The sequence below is a fragment of the Caulobacter sp. ALps2 genome, assembly GCF_058681635.1.
The window spans coordinates 1523763-1545774 of record NZ_CM178743.1; the positions used below are offsets into that span (position 1 = coordinate 1523763).

The window sequence follows — 22012 nt, forward strand, 5'->3', positions numbered from 1 at the left end:
GATATGACCTTGCGCGAACAATGGGCCGAGACGGCCATGGGCGTCGTCGTTCTCGCCTTGGCGGCGGGCTTCCTGACCTATTCGCTGAGCGTGGGCGGCGTCCACATGAAGCGCGGGAACTACGAGATCAGCGCCAAGTTCGGCGAGGCCGGCTCGCTGGCGCCAGGCGCGGCGGTCGCTGTGGCTGGCGTCAAGGTCGGCACGGTCTCGGAGATCACGCTGGAGCCGAAGACCTATCTGGCCGTCGCCAAGCTGAGCATCGACCCGACCGTCAAGCTGCCGGCCGACTCCACGGCCAAGATCACCAGCGACGGCATCCTGGGCGGCGCCCACATCTCGATCGCCCCCGGCGCCTCTCTGGAGGATATCAAGGCCGGCGGCCAGATCGAGAACACCCAAGGCGCGGTCGACTTGTTCGGCCTGATCGGCTCGGTGATCCGTCCACAAGGCGGTGGCGGCGACGCCGCGGCCGCTCCGGCCGCGCCCGCCCCGGCCACCCAGCCGGCCGAGAGCTACTAGCATGACCGCGGCCGAGGCGGCCCGGCAGGTCGCCAGACACCCGATCCAGACGCTGGGCCGTTCGACCCTGGCCGCCATTCGTATGGTCGGCGGCGTCGGCGTCTTCGCCGTGCGCGGAACCGCCGCCGCCCTGAGCCCGCCGTGGTTCCTGGGCCAGCTGTGGCGCCAGATCATCGCCATCGGCTTCTTCTCGTTGCCGGTGGTGGGGCTGACCGCCATCTTCACCGGCGCGGCCCTGGCCCTCAACATCTTCACCGGCGGCGGGCGTTTCAACGCCGAGCAGGTGATGCCGCAGATCGTGGCCCTGGGGATCACCCGGGAGCTGGGCCCCGTTCTGGCGGCCCTGATGCTGGCCGGCCGGGTCTCGGCCGCCATCGCCGCCGAGATCGGAGCCATGCGCGCGACCGAGCAGATCGACGCCATGCGCACCCTGTCGACCGATCCCTTCCGCTACCTGGTCGGCCCGCGCCTGCTGGCCGGGGTGCTGATGCTGCCGCTGCTGACCGCCGTGGCCGACACCATCGGCGTCGCCGGCGGCTGGCTGGTGGCCACGCGGGTGTTGGACTTCAGCTCGGCCGTCTACATCCGCAACACCATCGACTTCCTGCAGGGCTGGGACATCATCTCCGGCCTGATCAAGGCGGCGGTGTTCGGCTTCATCGTGGCGCTGATGGGCTGCTATCACGGCTACAACGCCAAGGGCGGCGCGCGCGGCGTGGGCCGGGCCACCACCCACGCGGTGGTGTCCTCGGCCATCCTGATCTTCGCCTCCGACTACCTCCTGACCACCTTCTTCACCCACGTCGCCCCATGACCGAAGCGATCCCCAAGCTCGCCTGGAAGGGCGTGACCAAACGCTTCGAGGGCCGCACGGTCCTGGACGGCCTCGACCTGTCGGTCGCGCCGGGCAAGTCGCTGGTGATCATCGGCGGCTCGGGCCAGGGCAAGTCGGTGACCATCAAGACCGCGCTCGGCCTGATGCGTCCCGAGGCCGGCAAGATCGAGCTGGACGGCCAGAACGTCGTCGGCCTGTCGGAAGGCGCCCGCCGCAAGCTGTTCTCGCGGATCGGCGTGCTGTTCCAGGGCGCGGCCCTGTTCGACAGCCTGACCATCTGGGAAAACGTCGCTTTCCGCCTGATCAACGCCGACGGCGTACCGCGCAAGGAAGCCAAGGCGCGCGCGATCGAGGCCCTGGAGCAGGTGCGCCTGGCCCCGGCCGTCGCCGACCGCTTCCCGTCCGAGCTTTCGGGCGGCATGCAGAAGCGCGCCGGACTGGCCCGCGCCGTCGTCGCCCAGCCCGAGATTCTGTTCTTCGACGAACCGACCACGGGCCTGGACCCGATCACGGCGGCGGCGATCAATGAGCTGATCTCGCATCAGGTGCGCCGCCTGGGCTCGACCGCCGTGTCGATCACCCACGACCTGGCCTCGGCCCAGACGATCGGCGACGAGATCGCCATGCTGCACGATGGCAAGATCATCTGGCGCGGCCCGGCCGCCGAGCTACGCACGACGGATAATCCTTATGTCCGCCAATTCGTCGAAGGCCGCGCCGAGGGTCCGATCTCGCATGCGGTCTAGGGCGGTTGGCGCTCTTCTGCTCATGACCGGCCTGCTCGGTCCGGCGGGCGCGCAAGCCCAGTCGTTCGTGCGCGCTGACTGCCAGGGCCATCTGGCGCTGGCGGCCCCGCGCTACGACACGGCCGTGCACGAGCTCTGGTACAAGCGGTTCTGGACCGGCGGCTGCGACGCCAAGATCCCGCGCTGCATCCCCGGCCAGCCGAACTGGAACAACATGGTCACGACACTGCTGAACCGCGCCCCGGCGGCCCAGCGACCGGTTGTGCTGACCAAGGCTTGCCGCGTGGGCCAGCTGATTGGCCTGGAATGGTCGCGCGGCAAGACGATCCGCAAGATCGACCTGAACGACCTGCGCCGCTTCAACCACCAACTGCAAAACGCCGGCGACTCCCTGCGGGGACTGGACCGGGTCGAACAGGCGGCCCGCGCCAAGCTGGCCGAACGCTAAACCGCTTCCCGCAGCGTTTCCGCCAACAGCCGCCCTTCCACGCCGCGGCTGGAGCCCGCGCGCCAGGCCACGACGATCTCGCGGCTGGGATGCTCGGTCGCCAGGGGCCGGATGGTGAGGGCCGTCCTCTCGGTCAGGCCCGCCTGCACGGCCATGGCCGGCAGGAACGAGACGCCCAGGCCCGAGCCGATCATCTGCACCAAGGTGGGCAGCGAGGTGGCCGCGAAGCTTTCCTCGTCGCCGACACCGCCATTGCCATAGCGGGAGGGCGGCTCCAGGCCACAGGCCGCCAGGGCGTGGTCGCGCAGGCAGTGGCCGTCTTCCAGCAGAATCAGGTCGTCGGCCCGCAGGCTGTCGGGATCGACCCGCGTCTGGGCCGCCATGGGATGGTTGGCCGGCGCGGCGGCCAACAGCTCGTCGTCCTCGACATGGGCCCAGTCCAGGCCGCTCATATCGTAGGGCAGGGCGATCAGGGCCGCGTCCAGGGCCCCGGTCTTCAGCGAGGCGATCAGCCGCTGGGTCAGGTCCTCGCGCAGGAACAGTCTCAGTTTCGGAAACCGGTCGCGCAGCACGGGCAGGGCGCGGGGCAGCAGATAGGGCGCCACGGTCGGGATCACCCCCAGGCGGAAGCGCCCCGCCAGCGGCTGGCCCGCGCCGCGCGCGGCCTGCACCAGATCCTCGGCCCTGGCCAGGATGTCCTCGGCCCGGCGCACCGCCTCTTGGCCGGCGGCGGTCAGGATCACGCCCGAGCGCGCCCGATCGACCACCGGCGCGCCCAGGATCTTCTCCAGCTCCTGAATGCCGGCCGACAGGGTAGGCTGAGTGACGAAGGCGCTCTCGGCGGCGCGACTGAACGAGCCGTGCTCCGACAGGAGCTTCAGATATTGCAGTTGGCGAAGGGTCGGGAGGAGCATGGCCGCAATATAGGGTGTTTCTATCGGATTTCCAAAAACTATCGATTGGATGATTTCAGGAACACGGCGTATCTCCTGTCTCACGGTGATGTTCCGGCGTGTCTCCCCCACCGACGCCGGAACGCCCCGCCCGATCCCGGTCCGCGCCCCTCTCCCCCCAGCCCAGGCGCGGGCCGGGACTAACCTTCCTCACAATGTTAAGCCGCTGCTCCGACTGAACGGAGCGCTCCCATGTCGATCGAGGCCCTGCGCGACCAGCTGCCCGCCTACGCCAGGGACATCGGTACCAACCTGACCGTCCTGGCGCGGGAGAGGCTGCTCTCGGATCAGGCCAAGTGGGGCTGTTTCGTCGCCAGCGCCTGCGCGGTGGGAGAGCCCGAGACCCTGCGCGCGATCATGGCGGCCGCCCGCGAGGCTGGCCTGTCGGAGCCGGCCCTCTCGGCCGCCAAGACCGCCGCCGCCATCATGGCCATGAACAATGTCTATTTCCGCGCCCTGCATCTGATGGAAGCGCCCGACTACAAAGCGCTGCCGTCGCGCCTGCGCTCGAACCGGCTGGCCCATCACCCTGGCGTCGAGACGGTCGATTACGAGCTCTGGTGCGTGGCCGTGTCGGCGATCAACGCCTGCGGCGCTTGTCTGGACGCTCACGAAGCGGAGCTGCGGAGCCGAGGCGTTCAACCTCTCGAAGTCCAGGCGGCCCTGCGCATCGCGGCCGTTGTCCATGCCACGGGAAGGGTCCTGGCGACCGAACCTGTGGACATCCCCCATTTTCGGGGGTTTGAAGGGGGTCCGCGACGCCCGGTCGCGGCTCGCTAGCCCTTGGCGCCCCTCGACATTCATCCTGTCCGTAAACTAAGTTGTTAACCTCTGGGTAAGAGATTCGCGGTTTCCGCAAGGGGCGTCGTCAGGACGCGGCGGGCTCGCACGGGGCGAAGGTGGGCTAGATGAGACTGCTGTCGAAGAATTCGCGCGAGAACAAGAACGGCAAGCCGACCGTTCTGGGTGAAGACGCCCGGATCGAGACCGTGCAGCACCAGATCGAATCCACTCAGGCTATCGGCCAGCGCTACGAGACCATCCACGGTGGACTCGACAGCATTGGCCGCGTCATGGAACACCTGAAGGCCATCGAGCCGCTGATCGCCGAGATCCGCGGTCCCGTCGCCCAGGAGTTCGAAGCCCGCCGCAGCGAGCACGCCGAGCTGATCGCCCTGCGCGCCAACTACGACCAGGCCCAGCGTGTCGTCGCCCAGATCCAGGCCGAGGAGCGCGAGGTCAGCGCCCGCCTGGCCGCCGCCGAAACCGCCCTCGGCGAATCCGACGCCCGCCGCCAGACCCAGGACGCGGCGCTGGAAGACAACGCCCTCGAGATCGACCGCCTGCGCAACGCCCTGCTGCAGTCGGACCTCAAGGTCTCCAGCCTCGACGCGTCCCTGCGCGACGCCACCGCCCGCATCGAGCACCTGGTGCAGGACGTCGAGGGCCTGCGCGCCCAGGCCCAGGACATCGACACCCGTCGTGGCGACGCCGAGGCCGCCTTGGCTCGCGCCAACCAGGACAACGCCCTGCTGGGCGAAGAAACCGCGACCCTGAAGAAGCGCGTCGACCAGGCCGGCCTGGACGTCGCCCGCCTGTCGCGCATCGAGACCGATCTCGAGGCCCAGGTCGCCGGCGAGCGCGCGCGCGTCCAGGCGATCGAAAACGCCCTGCACGCCCACCAGGCTGACAGCGGCCGCGTCATCCGCGGCCTGGAAAGCCAGGTGGAAGCCAGCCGCGCCGAGATCTCGGCCCTGCAGACCCGCCTGGAAACCGCCACGGGTCGCGCCGACAAGCTGGAAGAGATGAACGGCCAAATCTCGGCCCGCCTGGCCGAATCGTCGGCCCACCAGAAGGCTGTCGAGCGTCGCGCGGGCGACCTCAACGTCGCCCTGGAGCGCGCCCTGGATCGCATCCGCACCCTGGAAGAAGAATCGGACGGCCTGCGCCAGCGCCACGCCGGCGTCGACACCGCCCGCGCCACCGCGATCGAGCGCGCCGACCAGCTCGCCAAGGGCGCCGTCGCCCAGGACAAGGCCATGAAGCGCGCCGAGGAGCGGGCCCAGCAACTGCGCTCGCGTCTCGACGCCATGCAGGAAGCCCAGGACCAGATCCGCCGCGAACACGAGGAAAAGGTCGCCGAGATGCAAGCCACGATCGAGCGCCTCACCTCGGAGGCCGCCCTGGCCGAAGGCGCCTTGGAAGCGGCCCGCCGCGACCGCTCGCGCCTGCAGATGGCCCTGTTGGGGGCTTCTGACGAGGGCGTGGCGGAAAGCGCCTGATCCTTTATCCGTCTTCCCGGCGAAAGCCGGGACCCAGATGCAAGAGCGCCCGCGAAGCCGAGAGGTTCGCGGGCGTTTCCGCGTGCGCCTCACAGCTCCACGATCGGGGCCCCGGCTTTCGCCAGGGAAACGGGGGGAGGGCCTACTTCCCCTCCGCCGCGGCCTTCAGGCCCTGAACCTGCTGGCCCAGCACGCCGTCCACCGGCGCGGCGATCTTGTCCAAGCCACCCCGGAAGTAGCCGCCGACGTCGTAGGTCACCGTCACGGTCGTCCGTCCATCCTTCTCGGCCAGCAGAAAGGTCAGCGCGCCCGTCGCGCCCGAGTTCTGCAGCGGTCCGAGCGCGCCCGCTAGCACCAGCTTCTGGCCGGGAACAGCGTTGACCGTGGTCATGTGCAGCGCCGAGCCGCCGTTGGGCAGGCGTTCGCAGAAGCAGGCCCCCGAGGCCGCGCCCAGCGACAGGTTGGCGGCCGATCCCGACCATGTGTGGGCCGAAGCCCACCATTTCGACGGCTGCGTCAGCACCGCCCAGACAGCGGACGCCGGCGCGGCGATCTCCACCAAATGCTTGACCTCGAAGCCGTGGGGTTGCGCGTCCGTCACCTCGGCCCGCGCCACAGTGGCCGTCAGCGCCAGGGCGACCGCGGCGATCAGCGTCTTCTTCATGATGTCTCTCCCCGATCTCGCCACCAAGGGTGAGGGCAGGGGAGGCAGGCCGTCAATGACGCCCGTTGGGCCTACTCGACCGGCGAGCTGATCGTCGCGCCGTCGGCCTTCAGCCGGTCCAGCACGCCGTTGCCCGGCAGCAGGAAACCCAGGTCGACCACCGCCACGGTGACGCCGGGCCGCTTGAGGGCGTCGGTCATGGCCGCGGTGGTCTGGGCGACGCCCTTTTCCAGCAGGGCCGGACCGCCGGGCGCGCGCATCAGGCAACGCTGGGCCGCGCTTTCACGATAGCGGGCGCGCACCGAGGAGAGGTCGCCCTCGGCCCAGTCACGGCCGATCGTCGAGACGTGCGCGGAGTCGTTGGCGATCTCGTCCAGGGCCACACGCAGACAATAGAGCTGGTCATCGGCCGAAAGCTTGGAGGCGATCGTCGTGACCGCGCTCATCCGATACTGGCCGACCGCCTTGACCTTCAGCTTGCGAGCCTTGGCCATGCGCTCGATCGTGCTGATCGGCTTGGCTTCGGAAAGTCCCGCCGCCTGGCGGAAGTCGGACAGCAGCAGGAAACCCGCTACGGCCGGCTTCCAGTTCTTGTAGTCGCCGGCGCCTTTTCTGGCCTGGGTGCGGGCCTCAACGAAGCGGGCCTTCAGGTCCGGCGGCAACTGGTCTTCCAGGTTCTTGCCCAACGGCTGGCGCAGGCCGGCGCCGAATCTCAGGATGAAGCCGGCGATCTGGGTGACGCCGACGGCCGCTTCGGGCGGGACCAGGACCAGGCTGGACCTGTCCAACGCCTTGTCCAGGCGCGGACTGGACCATTTCAGCTGGTGGGGCAGGGGCTGGGCCGAGCCCAGGATGTAGAGCTTGGCGCCGTCCTTCTCGACCAGCCAGATGGCGGGGCCGGGCGGCTTGGCGACGATGGTCAGCTCGGCGACCACCGCGCTTTCGTCCTGGGCCGGGGCGACGCCCAGATCCACCGTGGGCGGCGGCGGAACGGTCTGACCGGCGAGAAGCAGGGACAGGGCTAGAGCGGCGGACGCGACCATCGAAACTCCTTCAGCCCCCTGACCTCATCTAGTCCTTCTCCCCTTGCGGGAGAAGGTGTCAGCGGAGCTGACGGGAGAGGGGTCGCGCGGAGACTCCGAGAAACCCCTCTCCCGACCCACTGGCGTGGGCCACCCTCTCCCACGAGGGGAGAGGGAGACTCATTAAGCCCCCGGCGGAACCGGGAAGCCGCGCTTGCGCATCAGGGCGCCGATCTTGACGTCACGACCGCGGAAGGCGCGGAACTGGTCGACGGGGTCGATCGTGTTGCCCTTCGACATGATGTCGTCGTGCAGGCGCTTGGCCACGGCCTTGTCGTAGAAGCCGCCGGGCGCTTCGGCGAAGGCCTCGGCCGCGTCGGCGGTCAGGGTGTCGGACCACAGATAGCTGTAGTAGCCGGCCGAATAGCCGTCGCCCGAGAACACGTGACCGAACTGCGGCGTGCGGTGCCGCATGACGATCTCCTTGGGCATGTTCAGCTTGTTCAGCTCCTCGCGCTCGAACTTGTCCGGATCGATGTCGACGTCCCCGGCCAGGTGCAGCTTCATGTCGATCAGGGCGCTGGCCAGGTACTCGGTGGTGCCGAAGCCCTCGCCGAACTTGCCGGCGGCCTCGATCTTGTCGACCAGGGCCCGCGGGATCGGCTCGCCGGTCTGATAGTGCAGGGCGAACTGGTTCAGCACTTCCTTGGTCGGCAGCCAGTGCTCGTTCAGCTGGCTGGGGAACTCGACATAGTCGCGGGCCACGTTGGTGCCCGACACCGATGGATAGGTCGCGTTGGCGTTGAGGCCGTGGATGGCGTGGCCGAACTCGTGGAACAGGGTGGTGGCGTCGTCCCACGAGATCAGCAGGGGCTCACCGGGCTTGCCCTTGATGAAGTTGGAGTTGTTCGAGACGATCGTGGTGATCTCGCCCTTGAATCGTTCTTGCGTGCGGTAGGCGTTCATCCAGGCGCCCGAACGCTTGCCGGGGCGAGCATAGGGGTCGAAGTACCACAGGCCCACATGCTTGCCGGCGCGGGTCACCTCATAGACGGTGATGTCCTCGTGGTAGACGGGCAGGCCGTCGATCTTCTTGAACTCGAAGCCGTATAGCTGGCCCGAGGCCCAGAACATGCCCTCGCGCAGCTTGTCCAGCTGCAGGTAGGGCTTCACCTCGTTCATATCGAGGTCGTATTTCGCCTTGCGGACCTTCTCGGCATAGAAGCGATAGTCCCAGGGCTCCAGCTTGAAGCCGCCCTTCTCGCCGTCGATGATCGCCTGCATGTCGGCCACATCGATGGCGACCTGGGCGATGGCCGGCCGCCAGACGGCCTCCATCAACGCCATGGCGTTTTCGGGCGTCTTGGCCATGGCGTTCTCGAGGCGCCAGTGGGCGTGGGTCTTGTAGCCCAGCAGCTTGGCGCGCTCGACGCGCAGCTTCAGGATCTTGCTGATGATCACGTTGTTGTCGGTGGCGCCGCCATTGTCGCCACGGTTGACGAAGGCCTTCCAGACCTTCTCGCGCGCGGCGCGCACCGGGCTCTCCGTCAGGAACGGGTCGACGCTCGAGCGGGTGTTCACGACGATGAACTTGCCCGGCAGCTTGCGCGACTCCGCGTTCGAGGCGGCGGCGGCCTTCAGGCCTTCGGGCAGGCCGACCAGGTCGGCGTCGCCGAGCTCGATCCAGGTGTTCTCGTCGGCCAGCAGGTTCTGGCTGAACTTGGTGTAGAGGCCGGCCAGTTCGGTGTTGATCGCCCCGACGCGGGTCTTGGCGGCGGGCGAGAGCTTGGCGCCGGCGCGGACGAAGTTGGTGTAGTAGATCCAAAGCACGCGCTGCTGCTCCGGCGTCAGCTTGGCCTTGGCCGGCGAATTGTAGACCGCCTCGATGCGGGCGAAGAGCGCCGCGTTCTGGGTGATCTTGTCGCCATGGGCCGACAAGATCGGATCCATCACCTCTTCCACGGCCTGGAAGTCCGGCGTGCTCATGTTCGAGCCCCAGATGTAATAGTAGGTCGAAACGTCGTTCAGCGACCGACCGGCGTCCTCGAGCGCGCCGATGGTGTTGTCGAAGGTCGGCGCGGCCGTGTTGGCCGTGATGGCGTCGATCTCGGCCAGGTTCTTGGCCATGGCCGCTTCCAGGGCCGGCTTGAAGTCGGCGACCTTGACCTTGTCGAAGGCCGGCACGCCGCCATGGGGGCCCGTCCACTTCTGGAGAAGCGGGTTCGTACCCCAGGAAGCGTTGGACTCAGCCATGGCGAAGCTCGGATTGAGGGCGACCGCGGCGCCGCTGGCGGCGGCCGAGGCGAGGAACATACGACGTTGCACGGAGTGTCTCCGGTGAAGGTTTGGAGCGACCCTAGGGCATGGCTCCGTGGGCGTCACATGACAGCACCGTAACCTTTCGCGCTCCGTGGACGATGGCCTATTTGACGTCTACAGCTTTGCTCATGATCGGCGTCTTCGACTCCGGCGTGGGCGGCCTCTCGGTCCACCGCGCCCTCGTACAACGTCTGCCGCGGGCGGACTTCACCTATCTGGCCGACCAGGCCAACGCGCCCTATGGCGTGCGAGCCGGCGAGGAGATCGTCGAGCTGACCAAGGCCGGCTGTATCCGCCTGTTCGACCGCGGCGCCAGCCTGGTGGTCCTGGCCTGCAACACCGCCTCGGCCATCGCCCTGCGCCGCCTGCAGCAGACCTGGCTGCCGGCCTACCGCAAGGACATCGGCCGACCGGTCAACATCCTGGGCATCATCGTGCCAACCATCGAGAAGGCCACCGGCCTGCCGTGGGAGCACGAAGCCGAACGGCGCGGCGAGAAGGTCCAGCAGTTGGACATCCTCGGCGTCTTCGCCACCCAGGCCACGGTGCGCTCGCGCGTCTACGAGATCGAGATCGACAAGCGCAAGCAGGACCTGGCGGTGTTTTCCGAAGCCTGCCCGGAGCTGGTGCCGCTGATCGAGGGCGACGCCAGCGCCGTCGACCTGGCCAAGGCCGTCGAAGGCCACGTCCAGGCCCTGAAGACTCGCATCGGCCGTTTCCCCGACCGCGTGGTGCTGGGCTGCACGCACTACGAGATCATCGCCGACATCTTCCGCGCCGCCCTACCGGCCGGCACGCCGCTGATCCAGCAACCCGAGGCCACCGCCGACGCGCTGGAACTCTATCTGGAGCGCCATCCGGAATACGCGGCGGGGACCGCTGGCGGCCGCGTCTTTCTCACCACTGGAACGCCCGGGCCGCAGAACGGCTTGGTTCAGAGCTTCTGGGGCGCGCCCGTCGCGTTTGACCCGGCCTAGGCTGGTTGCGTCGCGATCGGTTCAGCCGGGCTTGCGGCCGTCCTTGCGGCCGACAGGGCACACCCGTCGCGAACCGGTCTGCCGGAACGGCGCCAGCCTGAGCTTCGACTCGTGGTCGGGCGGTCCCGGATGGCCCTCCGGATGCAGCCCGCGATAGTAGAGCTTCTGCCATTGGTCGGCGGGCGCCTTGGGATTGTTCTTCCGGATCCAGTCCTGGAAGGCGGCGCGCGACGCGCTCCACGCGGTGTAGGACTGCAAAAGTTCCGGCTGGTCCTCCAACGGGCGCAGCTCCGGCTTCAGCCGATCGAGCACGCCGCGAGGGGTGGGAAAGAAGAAGCAGAACGGCTCGTTCTCCTCGAACCGAATCCAGACGTCAGGCCGGGTGAAACGCCAGTTCATGGTGAAGGTGTAGGGCGACCAGTCGGTCTCGATCACCCCGCCCATGGGAGCGATGCCGTCCTTCATCGCGTTGGGCGGACCGCCGACCCAGAGGTTCCAACCCTCTGAAGTGCGCATTATGCCCTCGACATGGAAGGTGAGCGTGCCGCTGCCGAAGAGAGAGACGGGCGCCTTCTTCGGATCGGAGCCGGGGTCGAGCACGATCTCGACCGACGCCGTGCCCACCTCGCCGTTCCAGCGGGCGGCGAAGCCGCAGGGACTCAATATTTCCCAGCCATGCGTGTTGGCGATGGCCAGGGGCAAGCAGCGATAGGCGAAGCTCTCCGGCGTGGCGCTCATCCAGTCGCGCTTGGGCGAGGCCGGCGCGATGCGCGGCGTCCAACCTTCGTGCGCGTAGCAGACCAGGTCGGTCTCGGCCGCCCGAACAGGCGCGCCACGGGGGCGCTCCGGCGCCGATCCCTTCAACCGCTTTCTCATCTCAAGCCCTCGCATACCGCCGGCGCGGCCTTATGGCACGGGCGGAAGCGGCGGGTAAGGGTGTCGGCGTCACGGGAAACGGCCTTGTCGACACGGGCGAAGCCGACGCTCGCCATTGGCCCAGGCGGCGCTGAGGGCGGAGAAAGCGCCAGGCCCGCGACTTTATGAATCAGCCCCGAACGAATGCCGTAAACGCCCCTTAACCCTCTTGGGGCACAACATCGGCGTTCGACCCGTTCACGGGTCCGCGAGATGCGTTGAGTTCGGAGACTTTCATGGCGCGAGCCGCGCGGCGATCCACGACGGAGCTCCTCTGGGATGCGTTCCGTTACGGCTGGGTCCAGCCCTGGACGGCCCGGTTCCGGGGCGGGATCATCACCGTGATCGGGGCCGGCCTGCTGCTGGCCATCGCCACCTACAACGCCACCGATCCCAGCTTCAACGCCGTCACCGGCGAGCCGGCCCGCAACGCGCTGGGCGGTCCCGGCGCCATGATCGCCGACCTGCTGATGCAGTCGCTGGGCCTGTCGGCTTGGGGCGTCGCCCTCCTGATGCTGGTTTTCGGCGTCACTCGCGTGGCCCAGGCCGACCCGGACGCCGAGCGTAAGGACCTGCGCCAGCGCGCCGTGGTCGGCTCGCTGGGCCTGCTGGCGCTGTCGGCCGTGCTGGCCGCGCCGCCGCCGCCGGCGATCTGGCAGCTTGAAAAGGGCCTGGGCGGCTTCTGGGGCGACGCGCTCCTGCACATGGTGGCCAGCATCCTCGGCTTCGCCCATATCCCCGGCGCGACCCTGATCTCGGCCATCCTGTTCGCCATCGCCGCCATCGTCGCCCTGGGCTTCGCCATCGGCGTGCGCGAGGTCGATCCGGACGCCATTCACACCGCCGTCACCAACGCCCTGCAGCCGCGCGTCCGCGCCGAGCCGGAGCCGGTCGCCGCGCCCGTGGCCAAGCCGGCCCGCGCCAAGAAGGAAAAGGCGGAGGCCGCGCCCAAGCGCGAGCGCCGCCTGCCGCCGATCGATGACGAGGACGACGCGATCGTCGCCGCGCCGACCGCCGTCTCGAGCCCCGAACGCGCCTATACGCCGCCGCCCGCCCAGGGCTACGACGAAGAGGACGCTTTCGAAGAGTCGCTCGACGCCCGTCCCATGGCGATCGCCAAGCCCAAGACCATCCCCAAGGAATCCGGCCGCGAGGCGCGCGAGCAGCAGAAGGCCTTCGATTTCGACGAGGAGGGGGGCTTCCAGCTGCCCGAGCTGGCCATGCTGGCCAAGGCCAAGCCGCGTTCGTCGGAGGTCGACGCCGGCGCCCTGCGCCAGAACGCCCGCCTGCTGGAAAGCGTGCTGGCCGAGTTCGGCGTCAAGGGCCAGATCGACCAGATCCGCCCCGGTCCCGTGGTCACCATGTACGAGCTGGTGCCGGCCCCAGGCGTCAAGACCGCCCGGGTCGTGGCCCTGGCCGACGACATCGCCCGCTCGATGAGCGTGATCTCGTGCCGCGTCGCCGTGGCCCAGGGCCGCAACGCCATCGGCATCGAAATGCCCAACCAGCGCCGCGAGACCGTCTATCTGCGCGACCTGCTGAGCAGCGCCGACTACGAGAAGGCCAGCCAAATCCTGCCCATGGCCCTGGGCGAGACCATCGGCGGCGAGCCCTATATCGCCGACCTGGCCAAGATGCCCCACCTGCTGATCGCCGGCACCACCGGCTCGGGCAAGTCGGTGGGCGTCAACGCCATGATCCTGTCGATCCTGTACAAGCTGCCGCCGGACAAGTGCCGCTTCATCATGATCGACCCCAAGATGCTGGAACTGTCGGTCTATGACGGGATCCCGCACCTGCTGGCCCCCGTCGTCACCGATCCCAAGAAGGCCGTCGTGGCCCTGAAGTGGACCGTCCGCGAGATGGAGGACCGCTATCGCCGCATGTCCAAGATCGGCGTGCGCAACATCGCCGGCTACAACGAGAAGGCCAACGAGGCGCTGGACAAGGGCGAGCACTTCGAGCGCACCGTCCAGACCGGCTTCGACGACGCCGGCCGCCCGATCTACGAGACCGAGCAGATCCGTCCCGAGGCCATGCCTTACCTGGTCGTGGTCATCGATGAGGTCGCCGACCTGATGATGGTGGCGGGCAAGGACATCGAAGGCGCCGTGCAGCGTCTGGCCCAGATGGCCCGGGCCGCCGGCATCCACCTGATCATGGCCACCCAGCGCCCGTCGGTCGACGTCATCACCGGCACCATCAAGGCCAACTTCCCGACCCGGATCAGCTTCCAGGTCACCTCCAAGATCGACGCCCGCACCATCCTGGGCGAGCAGGGGGCCGAGCAGCTGCTTGGCCAGGGCGACATGCTCTACATGGCCGGCGGCGGCCGCATCACCCGCCTGCACGGTCCATTCGTCTCGGACGGCGAAGTCGAGCAGGTCGCCAAGTTCCTGCGCGACCAGGGCATCCCGCAGTATCTGGAGGAAGTCACCGCCGGCGGCGACGAGGAACAGGAAGAGGCTGTCGAGGGCGCGTTCTCGGGCGAGGGCGGGGCCAACGACCTCTACGACCACGCCGTGGCCGTGGTCACCCGCGACCGCAAGGCCTCGACCAGCTATATCCAGCGCCGCCTGCAGATCGGTTACAACCGCGCCGCCTCGCTGATGGAGCGGATGGAAAAGGAAGGCGTCGTCGGCGCCGCCAACCACGCCGGCAAGCGCGAGATCCTGGCCCCGCCGCCACCGCCGATGTAGGAAACTCCAGCTCAGCTTGAGCGTTTCCGACGCTCCCACCTAGGGGCCAACCTGAACGGCGCTTCATCGGGGCGCCGGAAAATGGCCTCGGGACGGCCTTCGCGCAGGCCAAGGTTGGGCTTAAGGAGTCCGTATGACCAATCGCCGTTTCCTTCTCGCGGCCGGCCTGGCCGCCGCCATCGCTTCACCGGCTCTGGCTCAGCAGGCCAAGCCCGCGCCCGCCAAGCTGAGCGTCGAGCAGCAGGCGCTGCTGGACAAGGCCACCGCCTATCTCCAGGGCCTGTCGTCGGCCAAGGGCCGCTTCGTGCAGACCGACGCGCGCGGGACCGTGACGCAGGGCACGCTCTTTCTGCAACGCCCCGGCAAGGCGCGATTCGCCTATGATCCGCCGGCCGGCCTGCTGGTCGTCAGCAATGGCAATAACGTCAACATCTTCGACAGCCGGCTGAAGACCTTCGAGAGCTATCCGCTCAGCAAGACGCCGCTGAACCTGTTGCTGGCCCGCGAGGTCCGCCTGGATCGCGGCGTGATCATCACCGACATCCGTCCGCTGGCCGACGGCTTCACGATCATCGCCCAGGACGCCAAGCGCCAGGCGCTGGGCCGGATCTCGATCGACTTTTCCAACTCGCCGACGGCGCTGATGGGCTGGACCGTCACCGACATCAAGGGCGGTACGATCCGCGTGCGCCTCAGCGAGTTCGCCGAGACGTCGGGCCTGGATTCGAAGCTTTTCGTGCTGACCGACCCGCGTCGCAAGGTCGGACGGCCCTAGTCGGCTCGGGAATGTGACATTACCACAACAGGCAAGAATCAACCGACTTCGGGGTTGACTTAAAGTTTGGACGTGGCATATTTAACACGCATGGCGATGAGCGACCGACCCGCTCTTCGCGAACCGTGCCGGATCCTATCCCCTCCCGGCGGCGGCATGAGAGACTAGACTTTCGCCCCAGACACCAAGGTGTCTGGGGCGTTTTTCTTTTTGGGTGACCGGCCGCTGGCCGGGGGCCAGCCGTGACAGGCTGGCGTTTCCCCTTCCGGCGCTTTAGAGCGGGGCCATGCGCCTCCGTATCGCCACCTGGAACGTCAATTCCGTCCGCCTCCGCGCCGAGCAGGCCGCCCGTTTCGTTGACGAGCAGGCTCCCGATGTCCTGTGCATGCAGGAGATCAAGTGCCAGGAGGGCGAGTTCCCCCGCGAGGCCTTCGAGGCCATGGGTCTCAAGCACATCAAGATCGCGGGCCAGAAGGGCTGGCACGGCGTGGCCATCGCCTCGCGCCTGCCGTTCGAGGACGTGCCGACCCTCATGAACTGCCGCGAGGGCCATGCCCGCTGCGTCGCGGTCAAGGTGGCCGGCGTCGACATCCAGAACTTCTACATCCCGGCGGGCGGCGACACGCCCGACCGCATTGGCAATCCGAAGTTCGACCACAAGCTGGACTTCTACGAGACCCTGACGGCCGCCCTGAAAAAGCGCGACCCCAAGCATCCGCTGATCGTCACTGGCGACCTGAACATCGCGCCGGGCGAGAACGACGTCTGGAGCCACCGCCAGATGCTGAAGGTCGTCAGCCATACGCCGGCCGAGCTCGAGGCCTTCGACGCGATGATCAAGTCGATGGATCTGCTGGACCTGCCGCGCCTGGCGACGCCCGAGCCGGAAAAGCTGTTCTCTTGGTGGAGCTATCGCGCCGCCGACTTCCGCAAGTCCAACCGCGGCCTGCGTCTGGACCACATCCTGGCCAGCCCAGGCCTGCGCGACGCGGCGATCGTGGACGGCAAGGTCAGCGCGCGCGTCCACGACACGGTCCGGGAATGGGAGCGTCCCAGCGACCATGCGCCGGTGACGGCGGATTTGAAGGTCTAGAAGTACCTCGCCGTCTCGATATCCACGAGCAGGCCCGCCTCGGTCGGCGCCCAGCCCAGCGTCTCGCGCGTCCAGACACTCGACGTCGCCGCGTCCATGCCGGCGAACATGGCGAACCAGCCGAAGTGTTCGGCCGGGCGGCTTTCGACCGGCAGGCCCAGGCCCTGGCCGATCGCGGCGGCGATCGCCTTGAACGGCACGCCTTCCTCGGCGACCGCGTGATAACGCTCGCCGCCGACGCCGCGCTCGATGGCCAGGCGATAGACCTTGGCCGCGTCCAGACGATGCACGCCCGACCAGCGGTTTGCGCCGGCGTCCAGATAGGCCGAGACCCCGGTGCGGCGGGCGATGTCGATCAGCATCGGCACGAAACCGTGGTCGCCGGCGCCGTGGGTCGACGGCGCCAGGCGCACCGTCGAGGCGCGGACGCCCTTGGCGACCAGTTCGGCGGCGGCGGATTCCGACAGGCGCGGATAGCCGTCGACGCCTTCGGCCGGGATGTCGGTCTCCAACGCCAGGCGCCCCGGCGCGAGGCGAGCCGTGCCCGAGGTCACCAGCAGCGGCTTGTCGGATCCAGCCAGGCCTTCGCCCAAGGCCAGGATCGCCTGGCGGTCCAGCACGCAGTTCTCCGCGAACTTCGAGAAGTCGTGATTGAAGGCGGTGTGGATGACGCCGTCGGCCACCGACGCCGTTTGGGTCAGGACGTCGGTGTCTTCCAGCACGCCCCGTACGACTTCCGCGCCGGCCGCTTCGAGCGCCGCCGCGCCCGCGTCGGAACGGGCCAGGCCGACCACCCGGTGACCGTGGGCGAGAAGCTCGGGCACGACGGCCGAGCCGACGAAGCCGGTGGCGCCGGTGACGAAAATACGCATGGACGAAGCCTTTCGGGATTTCACGTGGAACACCCTGGGCGCTATGATCATCCTGTTAAAGTGGTGACCTTATACGGGTATAAGACCTAACAGGATGAACGCCCCGCTCCCCCAAGACAATCCGCTCTCTACCGGGAATAGATTGGGCGCTTATCTGCGCGACCGCCGGGCCAAGCTGGACGCCAATGCCCTGGGCTTTTCCGGCCCGCGCCGCCGCACGCCGGGCCTGCGTCGCGAGGAAGTCGCCCAGCGCGCCCATATCAGCGCCACCTGGTACACTTGGCTGGAGCAGGGCCGCGGCGGCGCGCCGTCGGCCGACGTTCTGGACCGCATCGCCCGCGCCCTGATGCTGACCGAGGTCGAACGCGAGCACCTGTTCCTGCTGGGCCTGGGCCGCGCGCCGGATGTCCGCTACCGCGAGACCGAGGGCGTGACGCCGCGCCTGCAACGGGTGCTGGACGCGCTGTCGCCCAGCCCGGCCCTGATCAAGACCCCGACCTGGGACGTCATCGCCTGGAACCGCGCCGCGACCCTGGTGCTCAGCGACTACGCCGCCATGGCCCCGGACGACCGCAACATCCTGCGGCGCATGTTCCGCGACCCGGCGGTCAAGGCCGCGCAGTTCGATTGGGAGAGCGTGGCCCGTTTCGTGGTCGCGGCCTTCCGCGCCGATGTCGCGCGGGTGGGGGCGGGCAACGCCGCCGCCGTCCAGGCTTTGATCGCCGAGCTCAGCGCCCGTAGCCCGGCCTTCGCGGCGATGTGGGCCGACAACGACGTCCGCCACTACGGCGAGGGTCTCAAGCGCCTGCGCCATCCGGTGCTGGGGCCGGTGACCTTCGAATATTCGGCGTTCAGCGTCGACGGTAGGCCGGACCTGGCGATGATCGTATACAATCCGGCGACGCCGGAGGACCTGACGGCGGTGACCAGACTTCTGGTCTAACCCTCGGCGGCCACGACGCCCTGCGTGATCCACAGCGCCTTGTCCTTGAGGTTCTTGCGGATCCAGGCGGCGTGGACCTCGCGCTCGGCGTCGGTCGAGCGCAAGGGCAGGGGGCGAGGCCGGGAGCCATACGAACCCTGGATCGCGGCCGAGACCGACAGGGCCTCGACGTGGGTCAGCTCCAGGGCGCGTTCCTTGCCGCCCTGCAGTTCCAGATAGACCTCGGCCAGGAGGTGCGAGTCGATCAGCGCCCCGTGCTTGTCGCGGCTGTCGAGGCTGATCTTGAACCGCTTACAGAGCGCGTCGAGCGAATTGTACATGCCCGGAAAGCGCTTCTTGGCCATGGCCAGGGTGTCGATCCAGCGTTCCTCGGCGATCGGCGCGCGGCCGCACTTTTCCAGCTCGAAATTGATGAACGAGCGGTCGAAGGCGGCGTTGTGAGCGACGACGACGCTGTCGCCGACGAACTCGAGGAACTTGTCGGCGACCTCGTGGAACTTGGGCTTGCCGGTCAGGAACGCCGACGACAGGCCGTGGACCTTCTCGGCCTCGGCCGGCATGTCCCGCAGCGGGTCGCAATATTCGTGGAACGAGCGACCCGTGGGCATGAACTCGACCACCTCGATGCAGCCGATTTCGACCAGGCGGTCGCCCGTCTTCGGATCGAAGCCGGTGGTTTCGGTGTCGAGGATGATTTCCCGGGCCATGACCCTTCAATGGAGCCGTTCGACTCCGGCATCAAGCGTCGCCGGGAGTTCTCAACAGAGTCAGAAGGTCGCGGACCTGGGCGCGGGCGTGGTCCAGGCCTTGGCCAGTATCGATGACGAAATCAGCGCGCGCGCGCTTTTCGGCGTCTGGTGTCTGGCGGGCCAGGATCGCCTCGAACTTCTCGGGCGTCATCTCCGGGCGAGCCAGCACGCGGGCGCGCTGGACGTCGGCGGGGGCCGAGACGACCACCACCTTGTCGACCTTCTTCTCACCGCCGGTCTCGAACAGCAGCGGAATGTCGAGCACGACGATCTGGTGGCCCTCGGCCTGGGCTTTCTCGAAGAAGCCGATGCGGTGGGCGCCGACCAGCGGGTGGACGATGGCCTCCAGCTTGGCCAGGGCTTCGGAATTGCCGACTACCTGCGCGCTGAGCTTGGCGCGGTCGATCGCGCCATTCACCACCACGCCGGGAAAGGCCGCGTCGACCGGGGCGACGGCCGCGCCGCCGGTGGCGTAGAGGGCGTGGACGGCCGCGTCGGAGTCGTAGACAGGGATCCCCTCGGCCTGGAACATCGTCGACGTCGTCGACTTGCCCATGCCGATCGATCCGGTCAGGCCCAGGATCAGCATGGCTCAGGCCTCGCCGAGCAGCTTGAGGGCCATGCCGCGCACGTCGACCCGCGGCGAGGGGGCCTCGCCGTAGAACGCCTCGAAACTGGGAATCGCCTGGCGCAGCAGCATCTCGAGCCCGTCCACCGTCCGACGGCCGGCCGCCTCGGCCCGGCGCAGGAACTCGGTGCGCAAAGGCTTGTAGACCATATCCATGACCACGGCGGTGTCCGGGGTCAGGGCGAAATCCGCCGCCGGACCTTCGCCGCCGCCAAGACCCAGCGACGTGGCGTTGATGACCAGGCCCGCCTCGGCGAGCAGGCCGGGCAGGGCGACCTCCTCGGCCGCGAACACCTTGGCGCCGAACGCATCGACCAGCTCCTGGGCGCGGGCGAGGGTTCGGTTGACGATCGTGACCTTGGGCGCGCCGGCTAGCAGCAGGGCCGCCACCGCGCCACGGGCAGCGCCGCCGGCGCCGAGGATCACCACCGGCGCGGCCGTGACGTCGAAGCCGGGAGCCTGAGCCGCGATGGCGCCCAGCAGGCCGAGGCCGTCGGTGTTGTCGGCGTGGATCGCGCCGTCTTCGGCGAAGATCAGCAGGTTCGCCGCGCCGGCCATCCTGGCCAGGTCGCTGGCGGTGTCGGCGCAGGCCAGGGCCCGCTCCTTGAAGGGAATGGTGACGTTGAGACCGCGGATCGCGCCCCCTCGGAAGCCATTGACGAAGGTCTCGAAATCCTCGGGACGCGGCGCGAACGGCGCATAGACCGCGTCGAGGCCGGCCGCCTGGATCCAGGCGTTGTGGATCAAGGGACTCATCGAGTGCTTGATCGGCGCGCCGCAGACGCCGCCGACGATGGCGGCTCCAGAGATCGTCATGCGGCCCCCCTCATATGGCCAGGGCTCCATGAAGGCGCAGGAAGTCGAGCAGGCCGATCAGCGGCAGGCCCAGGATGGTGAAGTAGTCGCCGTCGACGGCGTCGAACAGCTGAACGCCTTCGCTCTCCAGCTCGTAGCAGCCGACCGACCACAGCAGGGCCTCGCCGCGCCGCTCTATATAAGCGTCGAGCCAGGCCTCGCTGAACGGGCGCACCGACAGCTTGGCGCTCTCGACGATCCGCCAGATCGGCCGGCCGTCGCGGGCCACGACCACGGCCGAGTGCAGCTTGTGGGTCGTGCCGCGCAGCTCCAGCAGGCGCTCGCGAGCCTCGGCCAGCGACTCGGCCTTGTCGATCAGCCGGCCCTTGAGGTCGAGCGTCTGGTCGGCGCCGATCACCAGGCCCGGGCGCTTGGTCGAGACCTTGACCGCCTTCATCTCGGCCAGCGCATCGGCGATGTCACGCGGCGTGATCTCTTCGGCGAGCAGCGACGCCTTGGCCGCCTCCTCGTCCACGCCGGGGCTGACCGCCTCGAAGGCGACCCCGGCGTTCTTCAGGATCATCTGCCGTGCTGAGCTCTTGGACGCCAAAGTTACTGGGGTGGACGTTACAGGCGTCATCCCAGGACCTCGACCTTGCCGCGACCGCCCGACAACAGGTTGATGATCGCCGCCGCCGTCTCCTCGACCGAGCGGCGGGTGATGTCGATGGTCGGCCAGTTCATGCGCTCGAACAGACGGCGGGCGGCGATGATCTCCTGGCGTACGGCGTCGCCGTCGACATAGTCGCTCTCTCTATTCTCCTTGAGAGACAGCAGGCGGTTGCGGCGGATCTGGATCAACCGGTCGGGCGAGGTGATCAGGCCGACGATCAGGGTGTTCTTCAGTTCGAACAGCTCGGGGGGCGGTGGGCGGCCCGGCACCAGCGGCACATTGGCGGCGCGCACGCCCCGATGGGCCAGATAGATGCAGGTCGGAGTCTTCGAGGTCCGCGACACGCCGACCAGGATGACGTCGGCCTGGGTCAGGTCCTGGCCGCCTTGGCCGTCGTCATGGGCGATGGCGTAGTCCAGGGCCTCGATGCGGTCGAAATAGTCGTTGGTCAGGGCGTGCTGGGCGCCGACCCGGGTCGAGATCCGCGCGCCGAGATAGCGCGACATGGCGCTGATCACCGGATCCAGGGCGGCGATGCAGGGCATTTCCAGCTTACGGCAGCCTTCTTCCAGCGCCGCGCGCAGGTTCGGGTCGACGATGGTGTGCATCACCACGCCCGGCGCGCCGCCGATCTCTTCCAGCGCCCGGTCCAGTTGCCTGGTGGAACGGACCAACGCGTAGATGTGTTCGATAGGCAGGATATCGGTGAAACGGGCGCATACCGCGCGCGCCATGGCGTTCAAGGTCTCGCCCGTGGAGTCCGACACCAGGTGGATATGAAAGTAGGTGGCGAAGCGCGGCGGCAGCCGTTCCCCGTCTCCCTGACCCAGATTCTCCTGTGGATCATCCGTTAACGGTTGCTTAACCACTTGTCCTGCCTCTGGGGACGCCCGGGCGCCGAATGGCCTCCAGACGGTCGTGACATGGCGCCGCTGTGATCAACGGTCGCATTGCTCGCGTATCATCCCCAGGCTCGCCCCGCATCCCCGATTAAGTGAATCCCGGCTGTCCAAGGCTGCGGACAATGTCCGCCGAAGGGTCTTTCGCCCTCAGGCGCCGATTAAGAATTCATTAAGGTCTTCAAAGCGCTGCCGATGCGTCCACA

At 68.2% G+C, this 22012-nt stretch carries 22 protein-coding genes and 1 pseudogene; 12 read left to right on the forward strand and 11 right to left on the reverse strand.

The annotated features are described in order from the left end of the window. The first annotated feature begins 3 nt into the window (after positions 1–3). The 4 genes from mlaD to ACW173_RS07215 are packed head-to-tail and all read left to right on the forward strand — an operon-like array spanning position 4 to position 2548. Positions 4–519 (forward strand): outer membrane lipid asymmetry maintenance protein MlaD, encoded by a 516-nt coding sequence (mlaD, locus tag ACW173_RS07200; RefSeq protein WP_492084208.1) that lies wholly within the window; start codon positions 4–6, stop codon positions 517–519. Position 520: 1 nt separating this feature from the next. Further along, on the forward strand, positions 521–1333 hold the full coding sequence (locus ACW173_RS07205) for an MlaE family ABC transporter permease (protein ID WP_492084209.1): 813 nt from the start codon (positions 521–523) through the stop codon (positions 1331–1333). Next, positions 1330–2100: an ABC transporter ATP-binding protein gene (locus ACW173_RS07210; protein WP_492084211.1), complete on the forward strand. Its 771-nt coding sequence runs from the start codon at positions 1330–1332 to the stop codon at positions 2098–2100. Before ACW173_RS07205 ends, ACW173_RS07210 begins: the two co-directional genes overlap by 4 nt. Before the next feature lie 22 nt (positions 2101–2122). Then, positions 2123–2548: a hypothetical protein gene (locus tag ACW173_RS07215; protein WP_492084213.1), complete on the forward strand. Its 426-nt coding sequence runs from the start codon at positions 2123–2125 to the stop codon at positions 2546–2548. Here ACW173_RS07215 and ACW173_RS07220 read toward each other — a convergent pair. Further along, positions 2545–3462: a hydrogen peroxide-inducible genes activator gene (locus ACW173_RS07220; protein ID WP_492084214.1), complete on the reverse strand. Its 918-nt coding sequence runs from the start codon at positions 3460–3462 to the stop codon at positions 2545–2547. The genes ACW173_RS07215 and ACW173_RS07220 overlap by 4 nt on opposite strands. 231 nt (positions 3463–3693) lie before the next feature. Here ACW173_RS07220 and ahpD point away from each other — a divergent pair, with 231 nt between their 5' ends. Both ahpD and creS read left to right on the forward strand, forming a co-directional pair. Then, on the forward strand, positions 3694–4281 hold the full coding sequence (gene ahpD, locus ACW173_RS07225; RefSeq protein ID WP_492084216.1) for an alkylhydroperoxidase, AhpD family: 588 nt from the start codon (positions 3694–3696) through the stop codon (positions 4279–4281). 128 nt (positions 4282–4409) lie between these two features. Next, the gene (gene creS / locus ACW173_RS07230) at positions 4410–5783 is read left to right on the forward strand and encodes a crescentin (RefSeq protein ID WP_492084217.1); all 1374 of its coding nucleotides are present in this window, start codon (positions 4410–4412) and stop codon (positions 5781–5783) included. Positions 5784–5925: 142 nt separating this feature from the next. Here creS and ACW173_RS07235 read toward each other — a convergent pair whose 3' ends face one another. Together ACW173_RS07235 and ACW173_RS07240 are read right to left on the reverse strand one after the other, a co-directional pair. Continuing rightward, positions 5926–6447: an SRPBCC family protein gene (locus ACW173_RS07235; RefSeq protein WP_492084218.1), complete on the reverse strand. Its 522-nt coding sequence runs from the start codon at positions 6445–6447 to the stop codon at positions 5926–5928. A 71-nt stretch (positions 6448–6518) separates the two neighbouring features. Then, a complete protein-coding gene (locus tag ACW173_RS07240; protein WP_492084219.1) occupies positions 6519–7490 on the reverse strand; it encodes a TraB/GumN family protein in 972 nt (323 codons plus the stop codon). Positions 7491–7533: 43 nt separating this feature from the next. Between ACW173_RS07240 and ACW173_RS07245 the strand changes: the two are divergent. Beyond that, a pseudogene (locus tag ACW173_RS07245) lies at positions 7534–7646 on the forward strand (hypothetical protein); the annotation flags it as partial. A 6-nt stretch (positions 7647–7652) separates the two neighbouring features. On the opposite strand, the gene ACW173_RS07250 reads toward ACW173_RS07245, so the two are convergent. Beyond that, positions 7653–9794 (reverse strand): M3 family metallopeptidase, encoded by a 2142-nt coding sequence (locus ACW173_RS07250; protein WP_492084221.1) that lies wholly within the window; start codon positions 9792–9794, stop codon positions 7653–7655. 122 nt (positions 9795–9916) lie between these two features. Between ACW173_RS07250 and ACW173_RS07255 the strand changes: the two genes are divergently transcribed. Then, positions 9917–10765, forward strand: a complete 849-nt coding sequence (locus ACW173_RS07255; protein ID WP_492084222.1) for a glutamate racemase — start codon at positions 9917–9919, stop codon at positions 10763–10765. Positions 10766–10786: 21 nt separating this feature from the next. Here the strand turns inward: ACW173_RS07255 and ACW173_RS07260 are convergent, their stop codons facing one another. Next, positions 10787–11641, reverse strand: coding sequence for a DUF6065 family protein (locus ACW173_RS07260; RefSeq protein ID WP_492084224.1), 855 nt, complete (start codon positions 11639–11641; stop codon positions 10787–10789). Positions 11642–11898: 257 nt separating this feature from the next. On the opposite strand from ACW173_RS07260, the gene ACW173_RS07265 reads away from it, so the two are divergent. The 3 genes from ACW173_RS07265 to ACW173_RS07275 all read left to right on the forward strand — a co-directional run bounded on the left by ACW173_RS07265 (position 11899) and on the right by ACW173_RS07275 (position 16247). Next, on the forward strand, positions 11899–14379 hold the full coding sequence (locus ACW173_RS07265; protein ID WP_492084225.1) for an FtsK/SpoIIIE family DNA translocase: 2481 nt from the start codon (positions 11899–11901) through the stop codon (positions 14377–14379). A 133-nt stretch (positions 14380–14512) separates the two neighbouring features. Beyond that, complete coding sequence (locus tag ACW173_RS07270; RefSeq protein WP_492084227.1) at positions 14513–15154, forward strand: outer-membrane lipoprotein carrier protein LolA; 642 nt, start codon at positions 14513–14515, stop codon at positions 15152–15154. A gap of 286 nt (positions 15155–15440) precedes the next feature. Then, positions 15441–16247, forward strand: coding sequence for an exodeoxyribonuclease III (locus ACW173_RS07275; RefSeq protein WP_492084228.1), 807 nt, complete (start codon positions 15441–15443; stop codon positions 16245–16247). Here ACW173_RS07275 and ACW173_RS07280 read toward each other — a convergent pair. Continuing rightward, entirely contained in the window at positions 16244–17119 is an 876-nt protein-coding gene (locus tag ACW173_RS07280) for an SDR family oxidoreductase (protein ID WP_492084230.1), read from the reverse strand. The two genes, ACW173_RS07275 and ACW173_RS07280, sit on opposite strands and share 4 nt — an antisense overlap. Before the next feature lie 142 nt (positions 17120–17261). Here ACW173_RS07280 and ACW173_RS07285 point away from each other — a divergent pair, with 142 nt between their 5' ends. Next, positions 17262–18062, forward strand: a complete 801-nt coding sequence (locus ACW173_RS07285) for a helix-turn-helix transcriptional regulator (RefSeq protein WP_492084231.1) — start codon at positions 17262–17264, stop codon at positions 18060–18062. Here ACW173_RS07285 and dnaQ read toward each other — a convergent pair. The 5 genes from dnaQ to ACW173_RS07310 are packed head-to-tail and all read right to left on the reverse strand — an operon-like array spanning position 18059 to position 21776. Further along, a complete protein-coding gene (gene dnaQ / locus ACW173_RS07290) occupies positions 18059–18769 on the reverse strand; it encodes a DNA polymerase III subunit epsilon (protein WP_492084233.1) in 711 nt (236 codons plus the stop codon). The two genes, ACW173_RS07285 and dnaQ, sit on opposite strands and share 4 nt — an antisense overlap. Positions 18770–18800: 31 nt before the next feature. Then, positions 18801–19400 carry a dephospho-CoA kinase gene (gene coaE / locus ACW173_RS07295; RefSeq protein ID WP_492084234.1) on the reverse strand — a complete coding sequence of 200 codons (600 nt, stop codon included), beginning with the start codon at positions 19398–19400 and terminating at the stop codon, positions 18801–18803. Between the two features lie 3 nt (positions 19401–19403). Further along, positions 19404–20255, reverse strand: coding sequence for a shikimate dehydrogenase (aroE, locus tag ACW173_RS07300; RefSeq protein ID WP_492084236.1), 852 nt, complete (start codon positions 20253–20255; stop codon positions 19404–19406). A gap of 10 nt (positions 20256–20265) precedes the next feature. Then, positions 20266–20874, reverse strand: a complete 609-nt coding sequence (locus ACW173_RS07305; RefSeq protein ID WP_492084238.1) for a Maf family protein — start codon at positions 20872–20874, stop codon at positions 20266–20268. After that, positions 20871–21776, reverse strand: a complete 906-nt coding sequence (locus ACW173_RS07310) for a pyruvate, water dikinase regulatory protein (RefSeq protein WP_492084239.1) — start codon at positions 21774–21776, stop codon at positions 20871–20873. Before ACW173_RS07310 ends, ACW173_RS07305 begins: the two co-directional genes overlap by 4 nt. Positions 21777–22012: the final 236 nt, after the last annotated feature.